Genomic DNA, 19,400 nt, shown 5'->3' with positions numbered 1-19,400 from the left:
GAGGGTCATTCTTAAATCTAGCGATCAAAGAATGACCTTCTTCTGGATACTTTGAGGTCCTGAAGGATACTTGATTTCACCCGAATATCGATATTATAGGAGGTAAACCGCCCAAAAGGAACCCAGTTGACATTCATTTGCCAGCAATGCAAATCCCGGGCAATTCCGATGAGAGATTGGGTGATATTTTTTGCCTGGATATCCAAACCCGTACTGAAGTTTATTTTCCACTTTTCCGATAGCGAAACATCACCCGACAGGTTCATGGCTTGGGAAATATTGGTGGTTCCAGAGGATTGTTTGTTATAGGAAAGATTATAGCCTACCGTCAGATTCCAGGGAATATTCCAATCAATGTATTGGCTGGGATCATTGACGATTTGGTTGATTTGACTTTCCACAAATTCATTCATCTGGCCTCCTTGCTGGAGAAACTGGTTGGTCAGCTCGTCTCGGACTTCATTGGGGTTTTGGGTGTCACTGCTGGGATTGATGGAGGCATTCAGATTAAGACGGGCACTCCGAATCGCCCCGATTCCCTGACCGTTTTGCCAGGCATATTCATTGATCCTTCGGGTAACTTCATTTCCATCACCGGTGCTAAAGGTTCGGGTAGCGTAAGGATCCAGCGTACTCGATACGTTTACAGAAAGCTTTCGGTCAAAAAAGCTTGTTCGTGCGCTAATATTAAAGTTGGAAAGCTGAAACGAATCTGCGGCAAAATTATAGGCGGTATTTAAGCTTAAGTTTTCCAACAAGGGAATTTTTTTAAAGCTTTCTTCTCCGGTGCTATCTTCGTCATTTTTAATTTTTGCCTCCAATACACTCCTCAATGACATAGTCAATGAGCGACTTTCGCCTCCTGGGGCACCCCCATAAATAAAGCCCTGATGACGGTTGTAGAGCCGGGTATCCCCTTCGGCATTGGTCTGCACCCGCTGAAAATAGCCAAAGGATTCCTCGGTAAAATCGGGATTATAGCTAAACCCAAATGTGGGCTGAAGATGCTGCCTTATGGTTTGAATTTTTCCTTTTTTGAAATTGAAAAATCCATACACATTGGTGTTGAGATTGAAGGAGCTGGTATAAAACGTCACCCGATTAAAGCCATTTTCTACGATTTGATCCACTCGCTCGGAGGCAGGATTGTAGAAGTAATTCAACTTTTGTAAATACCAAAGCTCGGTGATATTGGCCGAGGCTGCGGCGGTGAAATATTTGAAAACATTAAAGGTGGACTGTACCGGAATTCGGTGCTGAGCTCCGTTATTGGCATTTTGCAGGAGTAGACTGAAATTTTCTGGCGTGAATGGAATTAATTCCGGGGCAGTGTTGCCTCCAAGTTCCGCATCAATGGGAGTGGCCGTCTGGATGCGGTTTGAAATGGAATTTTGGAAATCGAAAGTCCAGGCGATATTGAGTGTTTTTAGCGGCTCAAATTTCACGTTCCGAAATGGATTTTGCCGATTCATGCTGAAATTCAGCGTAGGAAGTCTCAATTTTACTTCTCCGGTACTCACCGACTGAGAGTGCTGCATACTGGAAGAAAGCGAGAATGGAGTTCCGGGAAACTGCTTGGTAAAGTTGACCGTGGACTGAAGGTCAGATTGAATGTTGTTTTGAAAATTGGTCGGGTTGACCACATTGTTGAAGTAGCTGGTGCTACCTGCATTCACCGAAGCAGAAAAGCGACTGGTTCCCCGACTTTCAGGGGTATGATTCCAGGTGATGCGGAAGGTTCGGGTGTCCAGGGGATTTTCATCCGTTTCGGCAGATTTGATGATTTGGTAATCCAAATTGAAGCCCCCACTGTAGCGGTATCGCTTTTTGTAAACTGCTTGAGATTTGGCTCCATAGCTTCCTTTGGAATAAATATCTCCGGTGACCCGGGCGTGGATGAAATCATTGAAGGCAAAATAATACCCGAAATCCCGTAAGAAGAGACCTCGAACTTGTTCTTCCCCATAGCTGGGGAAAATGATCCCCGAAGCTTTTTCTTCCGGCGTGTTGGGGATAATCCCAAAAGGAAGTCCCAAAGGCGTGGGAATACCGTTAAAATACAAATTGAAGGGCCCCGATACGATTTGCTTCCCTTCGATTGATTTGAGTTTATTGGAAGAAATGTGCCAATGCGGTTCGGTCAACTTACAGGTGGTGTAATAGCCATGATCTAAGTAAACACTGCCATCTCCTGTTTTTTTGATGGTTTCCCCTCGTAAAATCCCATCCTGCTGCTCGGTGACCACATCTTTGATGATGGCTTTTTGGGTTTTGAAATTGTAGCGCATTTCCTTCCGGATTTCATAAACTTGATTTCCGTCTTTGAAAAAAGGATTTCCGCTGATATTTCCCAGACTGTCAGTCACTCCGCTGGCGTAGAGTTCGGATTTTTCCCAATCGATTACAATCACGTCCGCATCGAGGCGCATCTGCCCGTATTCAAACCAGGCCTCTTTATAGAGGTAAAGTTTGTTGGTCAGAAAATCAGCCACAATACTATCCTCGGCATGATAGGTGATTTCTGAAGTAATGCTGCTGCTGGGCACAATTTTTGTCGAATCACTCAATGCAAGTGTATCGGCAGGAATGGCAAGGGTATCCGGGATTTCAAGGCGAGGTAGTCCCAAGGTGTCGGGAGCCCGGAGGGGTTTTTCCAAAATTCCACCACTTCGCTGAGCAATTGCCAGCTCCGGCAAAACCAGAATGGTGAAAAAACAAAATAAAAGGAGTCTAAATCCCTGCACTGCTGCTTGCGCTTTAGTTAATTTGAGTAAAATTTCGCGTAAAGTTAATTTTATTGCCCTCATGGAACGGTCCAAAAACAAAAAATTTATTATTAGTCTGATTTTATTAATCCCATTTGTCTTTGGTGGATTTATTCCTAATGAAACGATGATGCCGGCTTTTCGGATGAAAAAAATCGTATTAGATGCTGGTCACGGTGGTAAAGACCCTGGTAATCTGGGGTCTAAGTCTAGAGAAAAAGACATTAATCTGGCCGTTACGTTGCTGGTGGGAAAATATATCGAAGAAAATCTGCCCGATGTGGAGGTGGTTTACACGCGAAAAGACGATAGCTTTCCCACACTCAAAGAGCGCCCTCAAATCGCCAATAACAACAAAGCCGATTTGTTTGTCTCCATTCACAGCAATTCTGCACCCAATCGATCCGCTTACGGTACGGAGACTTTTGTGATGGGGACCAAACATTTTGAGGCCAACTTTGACATTGTCAAGCGGGAAAACTCGGTGATTCTATTGGAGGAAAATTATGAGGAGAATTACGAAGGATTTGATCCGGCTTCTCCAGAATCCTATATGATGTTTAATTTAATGTCCAAAGCATTCTTTGAAAATTCGGTGACCTTGGCCGATCAAATCGAAACCCAATTCAAAGATCGAGTAGGACGTAAGAGTCGTGGGGTAAAGCAGGGTCCGTTTTACGTGCTGTGGACCCCGTCCATGCCTTCGGTTTTGGTTGAGTTGGGATTCCTCTCCAATTCCAATGAGGAGCGTTTCTTAATGAGTAAAACCGGACAAGAGTACATGGCTTCGGCAATTTTCCGATCCATCCGGGATTATAAAAACCAAATCGAATCCAAATGATTTTATTTTGAAAACCAATTCATTAGCCCTCTTCTGACTCAGGATAGGGCTTTCTTTTTAGTCAAAACCAAACTTCCTTTTGTAGATTGGAGTTTGAAAAGAAATAAACCCAAATTTTAATCATGAGCCAACAAGCTACTTCCACTCCCTTTGATGACCTGTTAACGACCCTAAAGCAAAAATACCAGCAAGTCAAGTTGGGGGGCGGTCTGAAGCGAATCGAAAAAGAGCACGAGAAGGGAAAATTAACTGCAAGAGAACGCATAGCCTATTTGCTGGATAAGGAGAGCGAATTTTTAGAAATCGGGGCCTTTGCCGCAGATGGAATGTATCAGCAAGAAGGAGGGTGTCCTTCAGCCGGGGTGGTGACTGGTATCGGTTACGTGAGTGGAAGAATGGTCGTTATTGTCGCCAATGACGCCACAGTTAAAGCAGGAGCTTGGTTTCCCATGACTGCCAAAAAGAATCTCCGGGCTCAGGAAGTGGCCCTGGAAAATAAATTGCCGATTATTTACCTGGTGGATAGCGCTGGCGTTTTTCTTCCCATGCAAAATGAAATCTTCCCCGACAAAGAGCATTTTGGAAGGCAGTTCCGCAACAATGCAAAAATGTCTTCCATGGGTATCGTGCAAGTTGCGGCCATCATGGGCAGCTGTGTGGCCGGCGGAGCCTACCTTCCCATCATGTCCGATGAGGCGATGATCGTGGATAAAACCGGATCGATCTTTTTGGCAGGTTCCTATTTGGTGAAAGCAGCAATTGGGGAATCCGTAGACAATGAAACGTTGGGAGGGGCTAGCACCCATTCTGAGATTTCCGGAGTGACCGACAATAAATACGATTCCGACCAGGATTGCTTGGATGCGATTAAGCGAATTTTTGAAAAAATCGGAAGCAGCGAAGAGGCAGGGTTTAATCGATTGGAAGCGAAAGCACCCGCCTACTCCGGTGAAGAACTTTTGCAAAAATTTCCCTTGGAGCGAGTCAAACCTTACGATATGCATGAAATCCTTCGAGGTATTGTCGATGGAGGCGAACTGGACGAATACAAACAAGGCTATGGGAAAACATTGATTTGTGCCACGGCAAGAATTGAGGGTTGGTCAGTAGGAATTGTAGCCAATCAGCGTAAAATTGTCAAAAATGCCCAAGGAGAAATGCAAATGGGAGGAGTTATCTATTCGGATTCTGCCGATAAAGCGGCCAGATTTATCATGAACTGCAACCAGCGAAAGATCCCATTGGTTTTTGTGCAGGATGTCAGTGGATTCATGGTGGGAAGCAAAGCAGAACACGGTGGAATTATTAAGGATGGCGCAAAAATGGTCAATGCGATGGCCAATTCGGTCGTTCCCAAATTCACCCTTATTATCGGAAATTCGTACGGGGCAGGCAATTACGCCATGTGTGGCAAAGCCTACGATCCCAGATTAATCTACTCCTGGCCCACCGCTCAAATGGCTGTGATGTCGGGTGCCTCTGCAGCCAAGACCTTACTTCAGATCAAAGTATCTTCATTAAAAAAGTCCGGAAAGGAAATTTCTTCTGAGGAGGAAAAGAAATTACTCGAGGAGATCACCGATAAATACAATGAGGAATTGAGTCCCTACTATGCTGCAGCTCGAATGTGGGTGGATGGGGTGATAGATCCCCGGGAAACGCGAAAAGTCATCAGCATGGGAATAGCAGCCGCAAATCATGCACCGATTACCGAACGCTTCAATGTAGGCGTGATTCAAACGTGAAAAAAATTGATTAAATTCAGATAGACCTTTTTGAGAATCGATGAGCGAACTCAATGCCAATGAATTGAATGCTTTGGTTTCCCTTTTGGACGATACGGATGCCGAGGTGAGAAATCATGTCCGAGATAAGATTTTTTCCTTGGGCACTGATATTATTCCTTTTTTGGAGGAAAAATGGGAAACTAGTTTCAATCCAGAAATCCAAAAAGAGATCGAAATTTTGGTGCATGAATTGCAATTCACCCTGTTGCGGACCAGGCTGGAAAACTGGAAGCAAAGTGAAGACCGGGATTTACTTACCGGGCTGTGGCTGATTAATACGTATCAGTATCCAGATTTGGAGTTTGAAAAGCTCAATGCCGAAATGCACCAAATTTACTTTGAAGTGTGGACCGCCTTCAAAAATGACCTTGGCCCCTACGACCAGATCAAAATTATTAATAGTGTGTTGTTTAATACACTGCGATTTTCGGCGAATACCAAAAATTTTCATTCCCCGGCCAATAGCATGCTTTCTGCTGTATTGGATACCAAAAAAGGGAATCCAATTACGCTGTGTGCTATTTACCTATTGGTAGCTCAAAAGTTGGGATTGCCAGTTTATGGAGTCAATCTGCCCAATTTATTTGTCCTGACCTACCAGTCTGACGATATTACTTTTTACATCAATGCCTTCAATAAGGGTTTGATATTCAGGCGACAGGATGTGGTTAATTATTTGGAACACCTAAAAATTCCTCCTCAAGATTCCTTTTTTGAACCCACCGATTCGATGCAGATTATTCTTCGGTCCCTTAGGAACCTGGGGCATTCCTTTGAGAAACTGGGGGAACTGGAGAAGGTGGATGAAATCAAATCACTGATTGACCTGTTGGAGGCTTAAAAGGTCTTGACATTACACCCGGTGGCCCGGATTTGAGCAGGACTGGGTTTTTCCCCTCTCAAAAACTGATTGAGTGCTCGTTCGAGGTACTTTTCCGATACGGCAGCTTCCGCTTGGGGATTATTATCGATTGCTCCCCGGTAGACGATTTGTAAATCCTTTTCTCCTTTGGCCAATACAATTACTTCAGGGACTTTGGTGATCCCCCATTTTTTGACCAGCAGAAGTTCCTCGTCGATGAGGTAATTCATGTTGACTCCTGAATTGTCCACGTAATTCTTAAGGGTTTGCTGCGCAGAAAAGTCATTTCCTGAATCAGGCGTGATTAGGACAAAGTCGATTCCTTGGTTTTGAAAAGTACTCTTTAAGTTTTTGATTCGTCCTTCATACATGTTGGAAAAAGGGCAGTCCAAACTATGGAAAACCAAAACCAGTGCTTTTTGCTTCAATAGGCTTGCTATCGAAATTTGTTTTCCTGTCACCGCATCCAAACGTTGGATAGCGGCCGTTTCCTGGCCCCATACCCAAGCGGGAATCAAAAGGAATAGAAGAAGTGTCCATACAGAAGTTTTCATTGGCTTACCAGATCGTATAGGTGAGTACCGTTTGGTCAATGATACGGGTTCGTACTTGGAAATGATGATCATCGTGATCGGTTCCATGGATTTTTCCCCAGATGACTTTACTGTCTTTTTCAAAGGGTTCCAAGAGGATATTTTCCCGGAAGGAAACGCCTCTTTTTCCTTGGCATTTAAAAATTGACTCTTTAGCTGACCAAGCCAAAGTATAGTGTAAAGGATCCTTCTCCAGAAAATCTAATTCCGAAGAATCCAGAAATCGAAATCCAATGGATAGTATTTTTTCCCGAATTAAATCCATATCAATGCCCACTGGACTATCCCTATGGAAAATAGCCGCTGCCATACCGAAGGTATGGGTTAAAGATACAAAGCCCCTGCCATTCATAGACTGGGATTTACCATGCTCGTCTTTGAAAAAACCCGGATAGGGAATTTGAAAAGAATCCAGCGCATCTTTTATGGCTATTCGGGAGGTGGCCCATTCTTTCCTTTTTTTGGCATGAGAGATATTATAAAAGGATAGTTTCTCCCTAAAACTTAAGAAATCTAACCTATCCTCCGGCTGATCTTCAATTATCTTGATGGCCAAGGCTGATGAAGAATCTATTTTTTCTATTTTTGTTTGCATAGGTCAAAAGCGAATTCTTTTGAAGAAGCCAATATATGGGAAAAATTCTGGTAAATAAATCACACACACTCACCGGTCATAATGACTGTATTTATGCCTTGGTAGAAGGAGGAGATCCGAGATTTTTTTACACAGGTTCAGGAGATGGAATGGTCGTAGAATGGGACCTGGATAATCCAAAAGATGGTAAACTAATCGCTAAGCTAACCCATTCGGTGTATGGCTTGGGAATGGATGCCCAGCGAAATTGGTTGATCATAGGCCATAATTTTGAGGGGATCCATGTGATTGATCTTGAGGAAAACAAGGAGATTTGGTCATTGAAATTAACCGATCAGGCAATATTTGACATTAAAGTGATCGGTGATGAAATTCTGGTTGGCACAGGTGATGGGGTACTGGTTTTGGTTGATATTGAATCTAGGGCGGTCAAAAAACACATCAAATTGAGCTCCAAAAGTATCCGGGTGATGGATTTTGCCAGAGAACGAAAACACCTGGCTTTGGGACTTTCCGATTTCACGATCAAAATTCTCGATGTGGCTCAGCAATACCAACCTGTGACCAATTTGAATGGGCATCAAAATTCGGTTTTTGCATTGGGTTATACTCCCGATGAAAAGACGCTGATCAGTGGGGCTCGGGACGCCCAGTTGAAGTTTTGGGACGTCCAAACCTACGAGCAGTCAGCCAATATCATTGCGCACATGTTTGCCATTAATTACCTTTCTTTTCGTGAGGATGGTAAATATTTAGTGACTTGTTCCATGGACAAATCCATTAAAGTATGGGATGTACAGGAGCGTAAACTCTTAAAAGTAATCGATAAAGCACGAAATGCCGGACACGGTACTTCAATTAATAAAGTCATCTGGAGTAGCTATTCACAGCAAGTTATAGCCATCTCCGATGACCGAACCATATCCATTTGGACTATAGAATCCGAAAATCCATGAAAATCACACCTGCAGCTATTCGTCAGCAATCCTTTGAAACTGCCTTTCGGGGATACGAAAAAAAAGAAGTTACTACTTTTCTGGATGAAGTCAGCCAAGTAGTAGAGCAGCTTCATCAGGAAAACCTGGAGCTTAAAAGTAAACTTCAACACGTTGAAGGTGAGGCAAAACGTCTCAAAGACGTGGAGGATTCTCTTTTTCGGACACTCAAAACGGCAGAGGATACCGGGGCCAGCATAATCGAGGAAGCCAACGAAGCTGCCGATCAGATTATTGCCGAAGCCAATCAAACCGCGTCCCATGCCACCGCTCACGTCAATCAAATGATGGAGGAGGCTCGCAATAAGGCCGAGGAGCAAGCGGCTACCATTATCTCTGCGGCAGAATTGAAAGCCAAAGAAACCATTCTAGCCCTACGGGAAAGTATGCAGGGTTTGGTCCGGTCTTATGAAGGATTGGCTGAACAGCGAGAAGCTTTGGTGAAAAGCCTGAAACGAATTTCTCAAGACACGATCAATCAAATTGAACTGTCTGAAGCGCATTATTCAAGAATGGATGCTAAAGCCCATCAGCGGGCAATTGAGGAGCTGAGTCGATCTCAGGCCTTTACTTTTGCCAATTTAGATCAGCTTACAGCCCAGATTCATCAACAAGCCGAACTGACCTCGGCAGTGGATCCTGCCGATCCACTTGCCGAGATGGAAGTGATCGAAGAGGAGCTGGAAATCGAACAGCATGACGGGTCTCCGGATATCCATTCCACAGTAGAAGAGTCTACTGCGCAAATTCAGGAGGAAACAGGGACTTCAGAACCAGAAATCAGCTCCAATGAATCGGTGGAAACCCCTGAAGAAGAAGCTGAAGAAAAACCAAGCTATCCAATTGAAGAAAAGAGTTCTCCATCAGCAGAATCCTTCCCAAAATCGGAGGATAAAGAGGACCCTAAAAAACAATCCGGATCATTCTTTGACCAATTTGACTAATGGGGAAGGTAGCACTGGAAGGAATAGAGTTTCATGCCTATCATGGAGCCTATCCGGAGGAGTCAATTTTAGGGAATCGCTTTACATTGGATTTGGAGCTCGAGACTGATTTCAAAGCAGCCATGCTCCAGGATGAACTCAGTGCAACGGTGGATTATTCCAAACTCTATCAATTGATTAAAGCGCGAATGGATGTTAAAGTCAAGCTGTTGGAGCATTTAGGGCATATGATCGTGAGTGATATTTTGGAGGCTTACCCCCAGACCAAGCAGGTTCGGTTGACCCTAAAAAAACATGGACCTGCTCTTGGAGGATTGGTGAAGTATTCCGCTGTTCAGATTCAATACCCAGAAGATTATGCGTAAATTCATAGGTAGTGTGATAGGTAGTATCTTCCTTGTTTTTTCGAGCTTCAGCCAAGGAATCCCGTATCAGTTTTTTGATGGATCGGGAAAGAAAATCAGTTTTGAAAAATTGATTTCTCAAGCTGAAAAAGCCGATGTGGTATTTTTTGGGGAATTACACCATACTAGTTTAGCTCATTGGCTCCAGCTTCAGGTCCTTAAATCGCTTGTTGAGCACCATCCGGATCTGGTTTTTGCCTCCGAGTTTTTTGAGCGGGACGATCAACTCATTATTGACGAGTGGATGTCAGGAAAAATTACCGATAAGAATTTTGAAACTGAGGCCAAGCTATGGAATAATTACGCCACTGACTATAAGCCGCTCATGCTTTTTGCCAAAGAGCATCAGATTCCCTTCGTGGCAGGGAATGTGCCTCGCCGGTATGCTTCTCTGGTCAGTCGCTCGGGTTTGTCGGCGTTGGATTCCCTTAGCGAATCCGCCTCCGCCTATTTTGCCAAGCTTCCTCTCGAGGTAGACCTGAATCTCCCTGGCTATGCAGCGATGAAAGGAATGATGCACGGAGCGCCAGGCAATTCTGAGTATATGATTCAGGCCCAAGCGCTAAAGGATGCGACCATGGCTGAGTCGCTGTTTGACTATTTACGCATGGATCGAAAGGTATTCCATGTCAATGGCGCTTATCACAGCAAAGAAGGAGAGGGGATACTTTGGTATTTGAAAAAGGAGTTTCCTGACAAAAAAATAATCAATATCCACACCGTAGAGCAAGAGCAACTTGATCGATTGGAAGAATCCCATACCTCTGGTGGTGAATTTATTTTGGTGCTCCCCAAAGACGCCCACAAATCCTATTGATTGATGTATTCCAAAACCGAGACCTCCCGAATCCGAAAGGAATTTTGGATCCGATTTGGTCAATACATGAAGCCTGTTCCCAATGCTCAAGGAAAGCGGACTAACTGGCCCAATTACAAAACAGGGGTAAAAGACATTTATTTTCGTATGAAGGCCGAGCGGGATTTTGCCTCGATTGGGATAGAAATTACCCATTCGGATACTGAATTACAAGAGCTTTTTTTTGATCAATTTGTACAGTTTAAGCGAATGCTGGAAACCGAAGTCAAAGAGGATTGGGCTTGGAAACTGCATCAGGAAAATGAATTTGGACAATTCGTTTCAAAAATTGAAATAAGAAAAGAGGGCCTAAATGTCATGGAGGAAAGAGACTGGCCAAAAATTATTTCATTTCTAAAACCTCGGATGATTGCCTTGGATAAATTTTGGGATAAGGTGAAACCGGGATTTGAAAATTTTTAAGGAAGACTACCCCCAACTTTCTGAGCTATCGTTTACGATAGCGCTTACTTCAAGCCAGCAACCAGTTCATCCAGGGTGCTTTTGAGGACTTGGGTATTCAGCACTCCATTGGCTGTTAATATCCCGGTTCCCGTTCCCATCCAGAGCACTTCATGGCTTTGCGAATCTTGGATGAGGAAAATCACTTTCCCATATTTTCCCGGTACCTGATAAGCGGGAGAATAAGGTGTATCACCCGTTAAACCCACTCCGCTGCTATAGCCCAGTTCTTCCTTTTCAAAATTGATGGAGGCAATTACACTTTGAACCAAAAGTTCGGGATTTTCGGCAACTTCGCGGAATCCATTTTCCAGTAATTTTTGCTCAAAAATCGTATTCAACTGCCTGATATCCTTAGATGTCGCCGTTTGGCTGATGATTTGAAACGTTCTCTTATTGGAAAGATCAATGGGTTTACTGATCCGATCGTAATCTAAGCGATCCGTGAAGGTTTTTTGGTTATCAGCCGTAACCGAATCGGATACTTTACAAGAAGCAAAGACAAAAAGAGCAAGGCCAACGAAAAGCAGGTTTTTCATGATTAATCGGATAAGGATAAAGAATGCATTTTTTATACGCTCTTTTTACTTTCTTGGTTTTTGAAATCCATTTATTTTTAATGGTTTGGATTTGGGATAGGGACTTATAACCTACACTCTTATTTTAGTACTTTTTTGCGGTAGGTAAACTTTTCAAGTTTGGGTTCGCCTTTTTCTTTTAAATCTACCCAAATGACTAATTTATCCCCTTTCCGCTCTAGGGTCAATCCGTCAAACCAGGCTTTTTTGTTACCCAGCTCAATCAGGGAGAAAGTTGTCCAATTTTCTTTTTCTTCCCAGCCCCTCAGGTCGGGGTTGAAGTGTTTGATTTTCATGGTGATGCTTTCACCTTCTTGCAAGAGGTGCATGTATTCTGAAAAGATCAGTTTTCCTTCATTCCAAAATCGAAAAGTCCCGATCATATGTCCATCCCTGGCGGGCATCCAGACTTCTTCGCACTCCCCACCCAATCCCTGACCGGACCAGTAGCCAACCAGCCAATGGAGGTCTTCGATGTTCCCTTTTCCGGGTGTTGGCTGAGATTCACTGGTATTTAGTTCTTGGCCGAGACAGGTATAAGCTGTCATGAAAAGAACAAGGAATAGGAGTACAGGTCTCATCGGATCGAATTTTCACCGAATCTACAAAAAATCACTGATCGTGTCGCTTGGGAATATCTGGATTGACAAAGGTAAACCCTCGGGCTTCATCCCCTTCAAAAAAGTCAATTTGCATGCCCATCAAAAACATATAATGTTTCTTTTCGATCAAAACCGGGATCCCGTTGAGGTCAAACTGTTGGTCTTCTTCCCGGGCTATATCAAAACCGAGCGCATACGACATTCCGCCGCAACCACCGCCTTTGACCCCCACCCGAAGGTGATAGTCAGAGGGTATTTTTTTGTTTGCCATGATATTTTTGATCTCGGCCTCTGCTTTTTCGGTAATGGTAATCGGTACGAGCATGCTATTCGAATGTTTTTGGCAGAAAATTGGTTCCTAAAGGGAATCAAATTTACACAGACTTCCGTTTTTAGGACGGGATAAATTTTGGATATTCGAGCTTAATTAACCCAAAGATGGAATACGTAATTGATTTGCTTAAGATTTTGCTCCCTGCCGGAGTGGTTTTGTATGGAATGTACCTGGTGATTGTTTCCTTTATTTCCAAAGAGCGGGAAAAAATGCTCGTGGACTTAAAGACCCAAAATACACAGGTAGTTTTACCGATCCGTCTTCAGGCAGCAGAGCGGCTGAGTTTGCTGTTGGAGCGAATCACTCCCAATAATTTGGTTCGGAGAACCAATACCGGCGGGATGACCGCCTCGGAGCTTCATGCTTTGTTACTTCATGAAGTACGGGAAGAGTTTAGTCATAATTTTTCCCAGCAAGTTTATTTTACCGAAGAAACCTGGGAAGCGGTCAAAAGAGCTATTGAAGAAGTTACCACTATTATCAATTTGAGTCGACAAAATTTGGATAAGGAGGCGTCGGGAATGGATTTAGCCAAGTCTATTTTTGCCCAGTCCCTGGAGCGAAAGAATGATGCAATTGCCTATGCCCTTCGTCAGGTCAAATCAGAAATTTCCATTTATTTCTAATCCCAATCCCATGAGCAGTCTCACCTCAAAAGCAAGCGAAGTTCTCGATCGAGCCAAGGCCCTGTTTGGGCAACAGGTAGATTCCCTTTCTCAGAAAGAGGGGAAAATAAAAGAGCTCATCGCTGGAGTCAAAAATAAACTGGCCGGATTGACCCAACATCCTCGGGTTCAGAAATTAATCGAGCCAATCGCCGTATTTATTCGGATGCTGAAAGCTCATTTTGCAGGGCACTATAAATTAGCTTCATCGACTTTGGGATTATTGGTCTTAGCATTGGTTTATTTTCTCTCACCCATCGATATCATTCCTGATTTTTTGGGCTTTTTCGGTTTTGCCGATGATTTGTCGGTGATTTTGGCAGTATATGCAAAGGTCAAAGACGAAATCGAACAGTTTTTGGACTGGGAGCGAACTCAGATTTAATAGGGGCTGTTAACTTCCAAAATCAACAAAAATTTGGAGGAACTTGTGCAGTTAAATCGAATCAGTCCGGATGTGGTGGCCCAAGCCATGACCTATTCGGAATACAAGAATTTGATAGATTCACTTTTTGCCGAAGGAAGAACAACCGGCGAAAATCAGTCAGCATCCTATTTGGAATATACCCGAATGGCAATTCAACGAATGAAGCGCTGGGATAAAACGATTCGGATCGACCAACAGATGACCGAATTGGTGAAGAAATTACCCCCTCAGTTGTGGGTAATTATTACCGAAGCTTGGTGTGGAGATGCCGCCCAAACCATCCCGTATATTTCCAAACTGGCCGAGCTGAATCCCACCATTCAACTTCGTCTCATTTTACGGGATGAAAACCCCGAAATCATGAATCAATACTTGACCCATGGGGCTCGATCCATTCCTAAGCTGATTGCCTTGAGCCCGGGATTGCAGCAGGAGTATTTTGTTTGGGGGCCAAAGCCAAGCTACCTGATGGAAAAGCAGCGCGAATTTAAAACTGATCCAAAAGGAAAAACCAGCAAGGAATTTGTTGAAGAAGTCCATCTTTGGTATGCCCGAGATAAAAATCTTACCTTGGGAAAAGAACTTTCCCATTGCTTTTACCAAGCATTTGATTTATGAAAATAGCTTTTATCGCCGGGACATCCGGATTGATCGGGATGCAGCTTTTGCATCAAATTTTAAAAAATAAGCAATACGATTATGTTCTGAGCGTGGGTAGGAGGAAACTGGCCTTAAAGCATGGCAAACTAATTCAGCTGGAAGGGGATCTATCAGAATTGGAGTTTTGGGATTGGGAGCATCAAATCAACTCCCAGTCATTGGGAGGGGAGTATCATGATCTGGTAGGAGCTCTAGCCTCTAAAAAGGCTCAACTCATCGGTTTTTGTAGCTTGGGAACAACCATCAAAACTGCAGGATCCAAGGAAGCTTTTTATGCAGTGGATCATGATTTGGTGTTGGCCTATGCCAAGTGGGTGAAAAAAATGGGAGGCAGAAAATTTCTAGTTGTTTCTTCCATGGGGGCTGATTCTAAATCCTCCATTTTTTATAATCAGGTGAAAGGAAAAACAGAAGAGGATCTCATGGAATTGGAATTTGACCAACTTAGTATTGTCAGACCCTCAATTCTTTTGGGAAATCGTTCTGAGTTCCGCTTGGGTGAGCAGGTGGCCAGTATCCTGATGAGACCGTTAATCTGGCTAAAACTGCTAAAAAATTACCGGCCCATTTATGATTACCAAGTGGCAAAATCCATGGTTTATCTATCCCTAACTCCTCAAAATCAACACCTAAAAATTTACTCTTCTGGTGACCTTCAAGAATTAAGCAAGAAATAAAAAATGATTGTAGTTATTCAACGGGTAATGGAATCTTCGGTTAAAATCAAGGAAACGATTAAATCCGAAATAGGAGTAGGATTATTAGTTTTAGTAGGAATCGAAGATGCCGATTCTCAAGAAGACATTGATTGGCTGAGTAAAAAGATCGTCAATATGCGGATTTTTCCAGACCAAGCCGGGGTGATGAACAAATGCCTGCTCGACATTGATGGGGAAATTTTGCTCATTTCTCAATTTACTTTACATGCCAGTACCAAAAAAGGAAATCGGCCCTCTTACATCAAGGCGGCCAAACCCGACAAGGCGATTCCACTGTATCAAGCGATGATTGAGACCTTACAAAAAGAGTTAGGCAAAGGTATCGGAACAGGGGAGTTTGGAGCGGATATGAAAGTTTCCCTAGTCAATGACGGGCCGGTGACGATTGTGGTGGATTCTAAAAACAGGGTTTGATCCGGCCTTCAAGTAGGTCAGCTTCCATTCCTATTTCGATTGTGTTGCCTCCTTCAGGAATCAAAGGACAATAAAACCGAATTACCTAACTTTAGGCATGGGTACAAAACTGATTGATATAGATTGCTGCCAGGTCGTATTCAAAGGAATCCATGCCTTCGACTCGCTTTCTTTTGCTTGGAAACAGGGTCAACATTGGGCAATTATTGCCGATTCGGGTTGGCTACAAACCGCATTTCTGGAGACCATCCGTGGCAACTCAATTCTGGTAAAAGGGAAGATTTCCAGGGAGTTTGCAACAACTTACCTCGCTGAAATGGCCGAAAAGAAACACCTAGCCAGTTTTAGGGATTTGATTGCATACGTCTCTCAAGATTATATTTTTAGGAATAAATCCAATCAACAAAATTTTTATTTTCAGCAGCGATTCAACTCGACAGCGGCTGAGGAATCGGATACTGTATTGGAATATTTAGAAAAAACAGCGCGTAAGAAGCAAGGATACTGGACCTTGGATTCGGTGTTAGATCTACTCGGCCTAACCCAGCTTGCCGATAAATCACTTATCAAATTATCCAATGGAGAATGTAGGAGAATGGCTATTGCCCAAGGATTGCTCGCTCAACCCAAACTCTTTGTGATGGACCATCCGATGACCGGATTGGATGTTCAAACCAGGCTTGAATTTGGTACCTTAGTAAAGCGAATTACCGATGCGGGAGTGCAGGTGTTGATCTGTACCGATTCGGATCAGATTCCTGAAGGAATTTCCCATGTGGCTAAGCTATCCTCTACCGGGATAGATCAGGTTTGGCTGCGGGAGGATTTTCGAATGCATTCCCGCAAAAGAGTTGTAAAATCATGGGATTGGCAACAATTGGATCATTTATTTTCTGCTCAGGAGCGCAGCCATGAACCACTAATTGAGCTGAGAAATGTAACGATCCGCTATGGGGAAAAACAAATCCTCAAACAGGTGGATTGGCAGGTGAGAGCCGGCGAGAAATGGGTACTTCAAGGTCCCAATGGTTCGGGAAAATCAACCTTGATCTCCCTTGTGATCGGAGAGCATCCGCAAGCCTATTCTCAGGAAATTTACCTGTTTGGAAGAAGACGTGGAACCGGAGAAAGTATCTGGGAGGTCAAGCGACCTATTGGTTTTATGGCCCCGGAGTTGACCCGTTTTTTTCCTTCCAATCAAACTTGTCGAAAGGTGATCTTATCAGGTTATTTTGATACGATGGGACTGTTTAAAAAAACGACAGAACACCAAGAAAGCGTGGCTGAAGGCTGGATGAAGTTTTTTGGTTTATCGGAAGATTCCGAGCGGCTTTTTTCTAGGCTTTCTTTGGAGAAACAGCGCTGGGCTTTATTGGCCAGGGCTTTGATTAAGCAGCCATCACTGTTGATTCTGGATGAAGCTTCTCAAGGAATGGATGCGATTCAACGACAGTTAGTTAAAGATACCCTGACTCAAATCTGTAACTATTACTCTCCTGCACTGATTTTTGTAAGTCATTTGGCTGAGGATATTCCCGATGGAATGGATTATACCTTACGGCTCCATGAGGGGGAAGCCTGGGTGGAAAATTGAAAAACGAGCGGATTTCTAAAATCATTTTCTGAGATTTTTAGTTGATCATGCATTGGAAGGCTTCCCAATAGCTGGGCTTATATTTCGAAAAACATGAAATTCTAAAGGAAGGGTTTAAACCCATGAATTTTTTATTTCAATCCAATAAAAAAGAAAACTTAAATTTGAACTCTTTTCAAACCTCAAACCTAAACCGCATGACTTTTCCAAAACTGGTGGAGAAAGTAAATAAATTGGAGAATTTGGGCTCATCGCTGGGACTGGTTTGGTTGATTGACAGGATCCGTCCTCCAAAAGGAAAACCGGAATTGGCCGAGGAGAATCTTGCCAACCTAATTCTGGAGATTCGTAATTATCCCGACCAAAAGGATAGATTCAAGGCTTACCTTCGCAAATTTATCGCCTCACGTCAATTTGTTCAGCTGGTTACCGATTCAGGTATTCAGACGGGAAAGGGATTTTTTACCGAGGCCTTTGACCGGATCAACTCCTGGTTTTTGCCCCGACTTTATGGAGAAACCGACCATACTGAGACTTTTAATGAAATTTTTCATCAAAGTTGGGATTACAAATGGGTCAGGAGCATAGCCCGTGAAGGCTGGGCTACGCTTTTTCGTGAGTTTGATCTGGTTGAGTTGGAGCAGCTTGAATTGGATTCCCGATTGACCACCCACCTGCTAAACAGCATTTTGGTGGTTTCGCAGCGTGTGGCTGCCATGGGGCTGGAGCCTGAGATTTTGGCTAAGTTGCCCGAGTTGGAGGAGTTTGATTCCCCGTTTGTAGTCCAAAATAAAGAGATTTTCGATTACCTGGACGCTTATCAGACCGATGTCCATTTTGATCGGACCAGCAAAAATGCGGATTATAAGCAGATCTTGGTGATGCTGAGTCAATGTGCTGACTATGTCAATTTGATTCGGAAAAATAAACGGCGATTTGGGGCAGATATTAGTTTGACTTATTTGCTCAACCGAATCAATCAAAATATCAATCGGCTTCGTACCCTGATGAAGTTGGCCGTACAGGTCGATGATGCAGCTGAATTTGAGTCCGAGATCGAATTATTAAAAGCCTTAGTTTACTCAGAGAATAAGAAAAATTCGCTTCAGGATCATTTTGATACCAATGTCCGATTACTGGCATTTCAGGTCACCGAGCATGCGGGAAGAACAGGAGAGCACTACATAGCCAATACGGCATCCGATTGGTTTAAAATGCTTTTTAAAGCCATGGGAGGGGGCTTGATTGTTGGATTTTTAAGCATTTTCAAGGTGTTCATCTATTACATGAAAGCATCGCCCTTTGGAGAGGCCTTCTTGTACAGTATGAATTACTCCCTGGGCTTCATCGGTATCCATGTTTCCCATTCGACCTTGGCTACCAAACAACCGGCCATGACCGCCTCAAAATTAGCCGCGGCACTCGATGAGGTTACCAAACCCAAGGACAAAGCCATTGAAAATCTGGCCGAGGTGATTCTCAGACTTTCCAGAAGTCAATTTATTGCCTTCGTAGGGAACGTGGTGGTTGCCTTTCCGGTGGCCTTTATGATTGCCTACGGCTACTATTGGTACACCGGGGAGGATGTAGCAGGTCCGGATAAGGCGATGACTTTAATCAATGAACTGCATCCTTTTGACAGTTACGCTATTTTCCATGCTGGAATCGCCGGTGTTTTCTTGTTTTTATCCGGATTGATTTCAGGCTATTACGACAATAAAAGTGTCTACAATAAGATTCCTCAGCGCATCCAACAGCACAAGTTTCTGGTAAAGATTTTTGGAAAAACCCGGATGGTCAGATTTGGAAATTACATTGATCAGAATCTGGGAAGCTTGATGGGAAATTTCTTCTTAGGGATATTTTTGGGTTCCACCGGGACGATTGGATACATTTTGGGGCTGCCTTTGGATATTCGGCACATCACCTTTTCCTCGGGGAATTTTGGACTTGCGGTGGCTTCCATCGGAGATCGCTTAAATGACTATCAGGTTTTCATGTCCATTCTGGGAATATTTTTTATTGGGTTGATGAATTTTCTGGTGAGTTTCTCCTTGGCAATTTTTGTTGCCATTAAGTCTCGGGGCGTGAATTTCAAAGAAACCCGGAAATTGATTCGGACAATTTTTGTGTGGTTTTTGTACCGTCCATCTGAGTTCTTCTTTCCGCCCAGGCCCTCTAAGCTCAAGAAAAAGCCAGAAAATGAGTTTTTGGAAAACGAAGAAAAAAGTCCACCCCATTCATCGGATGAAAATGAAAAAGTAAGACCTACAAAAGATTAAGGTATGTGAAGGGGTTTATTT

At 43.4% G+C, this 19,400-nt stretch carries 21 protein-coding genes; 15 read left to right on the top strand and 6 right to left on the bottom strand.

Annotated elements, in window-relative coordinates; translation table 11 throughout:
• Positions 1–17: 17 nt before the first annotated feature.
• A complete protein-coding gene (locus Q0L00_RS11220) occupies positions 18–2,807 on the bottom strand; it encodes a putative LPS assembly protein LptD (RefSeq protein WP_297336968.1) in 2,790 nt (929 codons plus the stop codon).
• Here Q0L00_RS11220 and Q0L00_RS11215 point away from each other — a divergent pair.
• The 3 genes from Q0L00_RS11215 (at position 2,806) to Q0L00_RS11205 (ending at position 6,234) form a co-directional block, all read left to right on the top strand.
• Positions 2,806–3,606 (top strand): N-acetylmuramoyl-L-alanine amidase, encoded by an 801-nt coding sequence (locus tag Q0L00_RS11215; protein WP_297336967.1) that lies wholly within the window; start codon positions 2,806–2,808, stop codon positions 3,604–3,606. The genes Q0L00_RS11220 and Q0L00_RS11215 overlap by 2 nt on opposite strands.
• Before the next feature lie 122 nt (positions 3,607–3,728).
• Positions 3,729–5,351 (top strand): acyl-CoA carboxylase subunit beta, encoded by a 1,623-nt coding sequence (locus Q0L00_RS11210; RefSeq protein ID WP_297336966.1) that lies wholly within the window; start codon positions 3,729–3,731, stop codon positions 5,349–5,351.
• A 40-nt stretch (positions 5,352–5,391) separates the two neighbouring features.
• Positions 5,392–6,234 (top strand): transglutaminase-like domain-containing protein, encoded by an 843-nt coding sequence (locus Q0L00_RS11205; protein WP_297336965.1) that lies wholly within the window; start codon positions 5,392–5,394, stop codon positions 6,232–6,234.
• Here the strand turns inward: Q0L00_RS11205 and Q0L00_RS11200 are convergent.
• Both Q0L00_RS11200 and Q0L00_RS11195 read right to left on the bottom strand, forming a co-directional pair.
• Positions 6,231–6,809: a redoxin domain-containing protein gene (locus Q0L00_RS11200; protein WP_297336964.1), complete on the bottom strand. Its 579-nt coding sequence runs from the start codon at positions 6,807–6,809 to the stop codon at positions 6,231–6,233. The two genes, Q0L00_RS11205 and Q0L00_RS11200, sit on opposite strands and share 4 nt — an antisense overlap.
• A gap of 4 nt (positions 6,810–6,813) precedes the next feature.
• Entirely contained in the window at positions 6,814–7,443 is a 630-nt protein-coding gene (locus tag Q0L00_RS11195) for a 4'-phosphopantetheinyl transferase superfamily protein (protein WP_297336963.1), read from the bottom strand.
• A gap of 35 nt (positions 7,444–7,478) precedes the next feature.
• Here Q0L00_RS11195 and Q0L00_RS11190 point away from each other — a divergent pair, with 35 nt between their 5' ends.
• The 5 genes from Q0L00_RS11190 to Q0L00_RS11170 are packed head-to-tail and all read left to right on the top strand — an operon-like array spanning position 7,479 to position 11,065.
• On the top strand, positions 7,479–8,399 hold the full coding sequence (locus tag Q0L00_RS11190; RefSeq protein ID WP_297336962.1) for a WD40 repeat domain-containing protein: 921 nt from the start codon (positions 7,479–7,481) through the stop codon (positions 8,397–8,399).
• On the top strand, positions 8,396–9,382 hold the full coding sequence (locus Q0L00_RS11185; protein WP_297336961.1) for a DivIVA domain-containing protein: 987 nt from the start codon (positions 8,396–8,398) through the stop codon (positions 9,380–9,382). The genes Q0L00_RS11190 and Q0L00_RS11185 overlap by 4 nt, the downstream gene beginning before the upstream one ends.
• Positions 9,382–9,747 carry a dihydroneopterin aldolase gene (gene folB, locus Q0L00_RS11180; protein ID WP_297336960.1) on the top strand — a complete coding sequence of 122 codons (366 nt, stop codon included), beginning with the start codon at positions 9,382–9,384 and terminating at the stop codon, positions 9,745–9,747. The genes Q0L00_RS11185 and folB overlap by 1 nt, the downstream gene beginning before the upstream one ends.
• Positions 9,740–10,603, top strand: coding sequence for a ChaN family lipoprotein (locus tag Q0L00_RS11175; RefSeq protein ID WP_297336959.1), 864 nt, complete (start codon positions 9,740–9,742; stop codon positions 10,601–10,603). The genes folB and Q0L00_RS11175 overlap by 8 nt, the downstream gene beginning before the upstream one ends.
• 3 nt (positions 10,604–10,606) lie before the next feature.
• On the top strand, positions 10,607–11,065 hold the full coding sequence (locus Q0L00_RS11170) for a DUF4268 domain-containing protein (RefSeq protein WP_297336958.1): 459 nt from the start codon (positions 10,607–10,609) through the stop codon (positions 11,063–11,065).
• Positions 11,066–11,109: 44 nt separating this feature from the next.
• On the opposite strand, the gene Q0L00_RS11165 is transcribed toward Q0L00_RS11170, so the two are convergent.
• The 3 genes from Q0L00_RS11165 to Q0L00_RS11155 form a co-directional block, all read right to left on the bottom strand.
• Positions 11,110–11,643, bottom strand: coding sequence for a DUF4136 domain-containing protein (locus Q0L00_RS11165; RefSeq protein WP_297336957.1), 534 nt, complete (start codon positions 11,641–11,643; stop codon positions 11,110–11,112).
• A gap of 119 nt (positions 11,644–11,762) precedes the next feature.
• The gene (locus Q0L00_RS11160) at positions 11,763–12,263 is read right to left on the bottom strand and encodes a DUF6265 family protein (protein ID WP_297336956.1); all 501 of its coding nucleotides are present in this window, start codon (positions 12,261–12,263) and stop codon (positions 11,763–11,765) included.
• A 31-nt stretch (positions 12,264–12,294) separates the two neighbouring features.
• Positions 12,295–12,609, bottom strand: a complete 315-nt coding sequence (locus Q0L00_RS11155; RefSeq protein ID WP_297336955.1) for an iron-sulfur cluster assembly accessory protein — start codon at positions 12,607–12,609, stop codon at positions 12,295–12,297.
• 113 nt (positions 12,610–12,722) lie between these two features.
• Here Q0L00_RS11155 and Q0L00_RS11150 point away from each other — a divergent pair, with 113 nt between their 5' ends.
• From Q0L00_RS11150 to Q0L00_RS11120, 7 genes are all read left to right on the top strand, one after another.
• The gene (locus Q0L00_RS11150; RefSeq protein WP_297336954.1) at positions 12,723–13,244 is read left to right on the top strand and encodes a hypothetical protein; all 522 of its coding nucleotides are present in this window, start codon (positions 12,723–12,725) and stop codon (positions 13,242–13,244) included.
• Positions 13,245–13,254: 10 nt separating this feature from the next.
• Positions 13,255–13,668, top strand: coding sequence for a DUF1232 domain-containing protein (locus Q0L00_RS11145; RefSeq protein WP_297336953.1), 414 nt, complete (start codon positions 13,255–13,257; stop codon positions 13,666–13,668).
• 45 nt (positions 13,669–13,713) lie between these two features.
• Positions 13,714–14,328: a thioredoxin family protein gene (locus Q0L00_RS11140; RefSeq protein ID WP_297336952.1), complete on the top strand. Its 615-nt coding sequence runs from the start codon at positions 13,714–13,716 to the stop codon at positions 14,326–14,328.
• Entirely contained in the window at positions 14,325–15,047 is a 723-nt protein-coding gene (locus Q0L00_RS11135; RefSeq protein ID WP_297336951.1) for an oxidoreductase, read from the top strand. The genes Q0L00_RS11140 and Q0L00_RS11135 overlap by 4 nt, the downstream gene beginning before the upstream one ends.
• A 3-nt stretch (positions 15,048–15,050) precedes the next feature.
• Positions 15,051–15,503, top strand: a complete 453-nt coding sequence (dtd, locus tag Q0L00_RS11130; protein ID WP_297336950.1) for a D-aminoacyl-tRNA deacylase — start codon at positions 15,051–15,053, stop codon at positions 15,501–15,503.
• A 97-nt stretch (positions 15,504–15,600) separates the two neighbouring features.
• A complete protein-coding gene (locus tag Q0L00_RS11125) occupies positions 15,601–17,097 on the top strand; it encodes an ATP-binding cassette domain-containing protein (RefSeq protein WP_297336949.1) in 1,497 nt (498 codons plus the stop codon).
• Between the two features lie 197 nt (positions 17,098–17,294).
• Positions 17,295–19,379, top strand: coding sequence for a site-specific recombinase (locus Q0L00_RS11120; RefSeq protein WP_297336948.1), 2,085 nt, complete (start codon positions 17,295–17,297; stop codon positions 19,377–19,379).
• The last annotated feature ends 21 nt before the right edge of the window (positions 19,380–19,400 follow it).

The sequence above is a fragment of the Algoriphagus sp. genome, from assembly GCF_024305035.1.
GTDB lineage: Bacteria > Bacteroidota > Bacteroidia > Cytophagales > Cyclobacteriaceae > Algoriphagus.
Note: the sequence above shows the minus strand (reverse complement) of the source record. Positions and strands in the feature narration are given on the sequence as shown.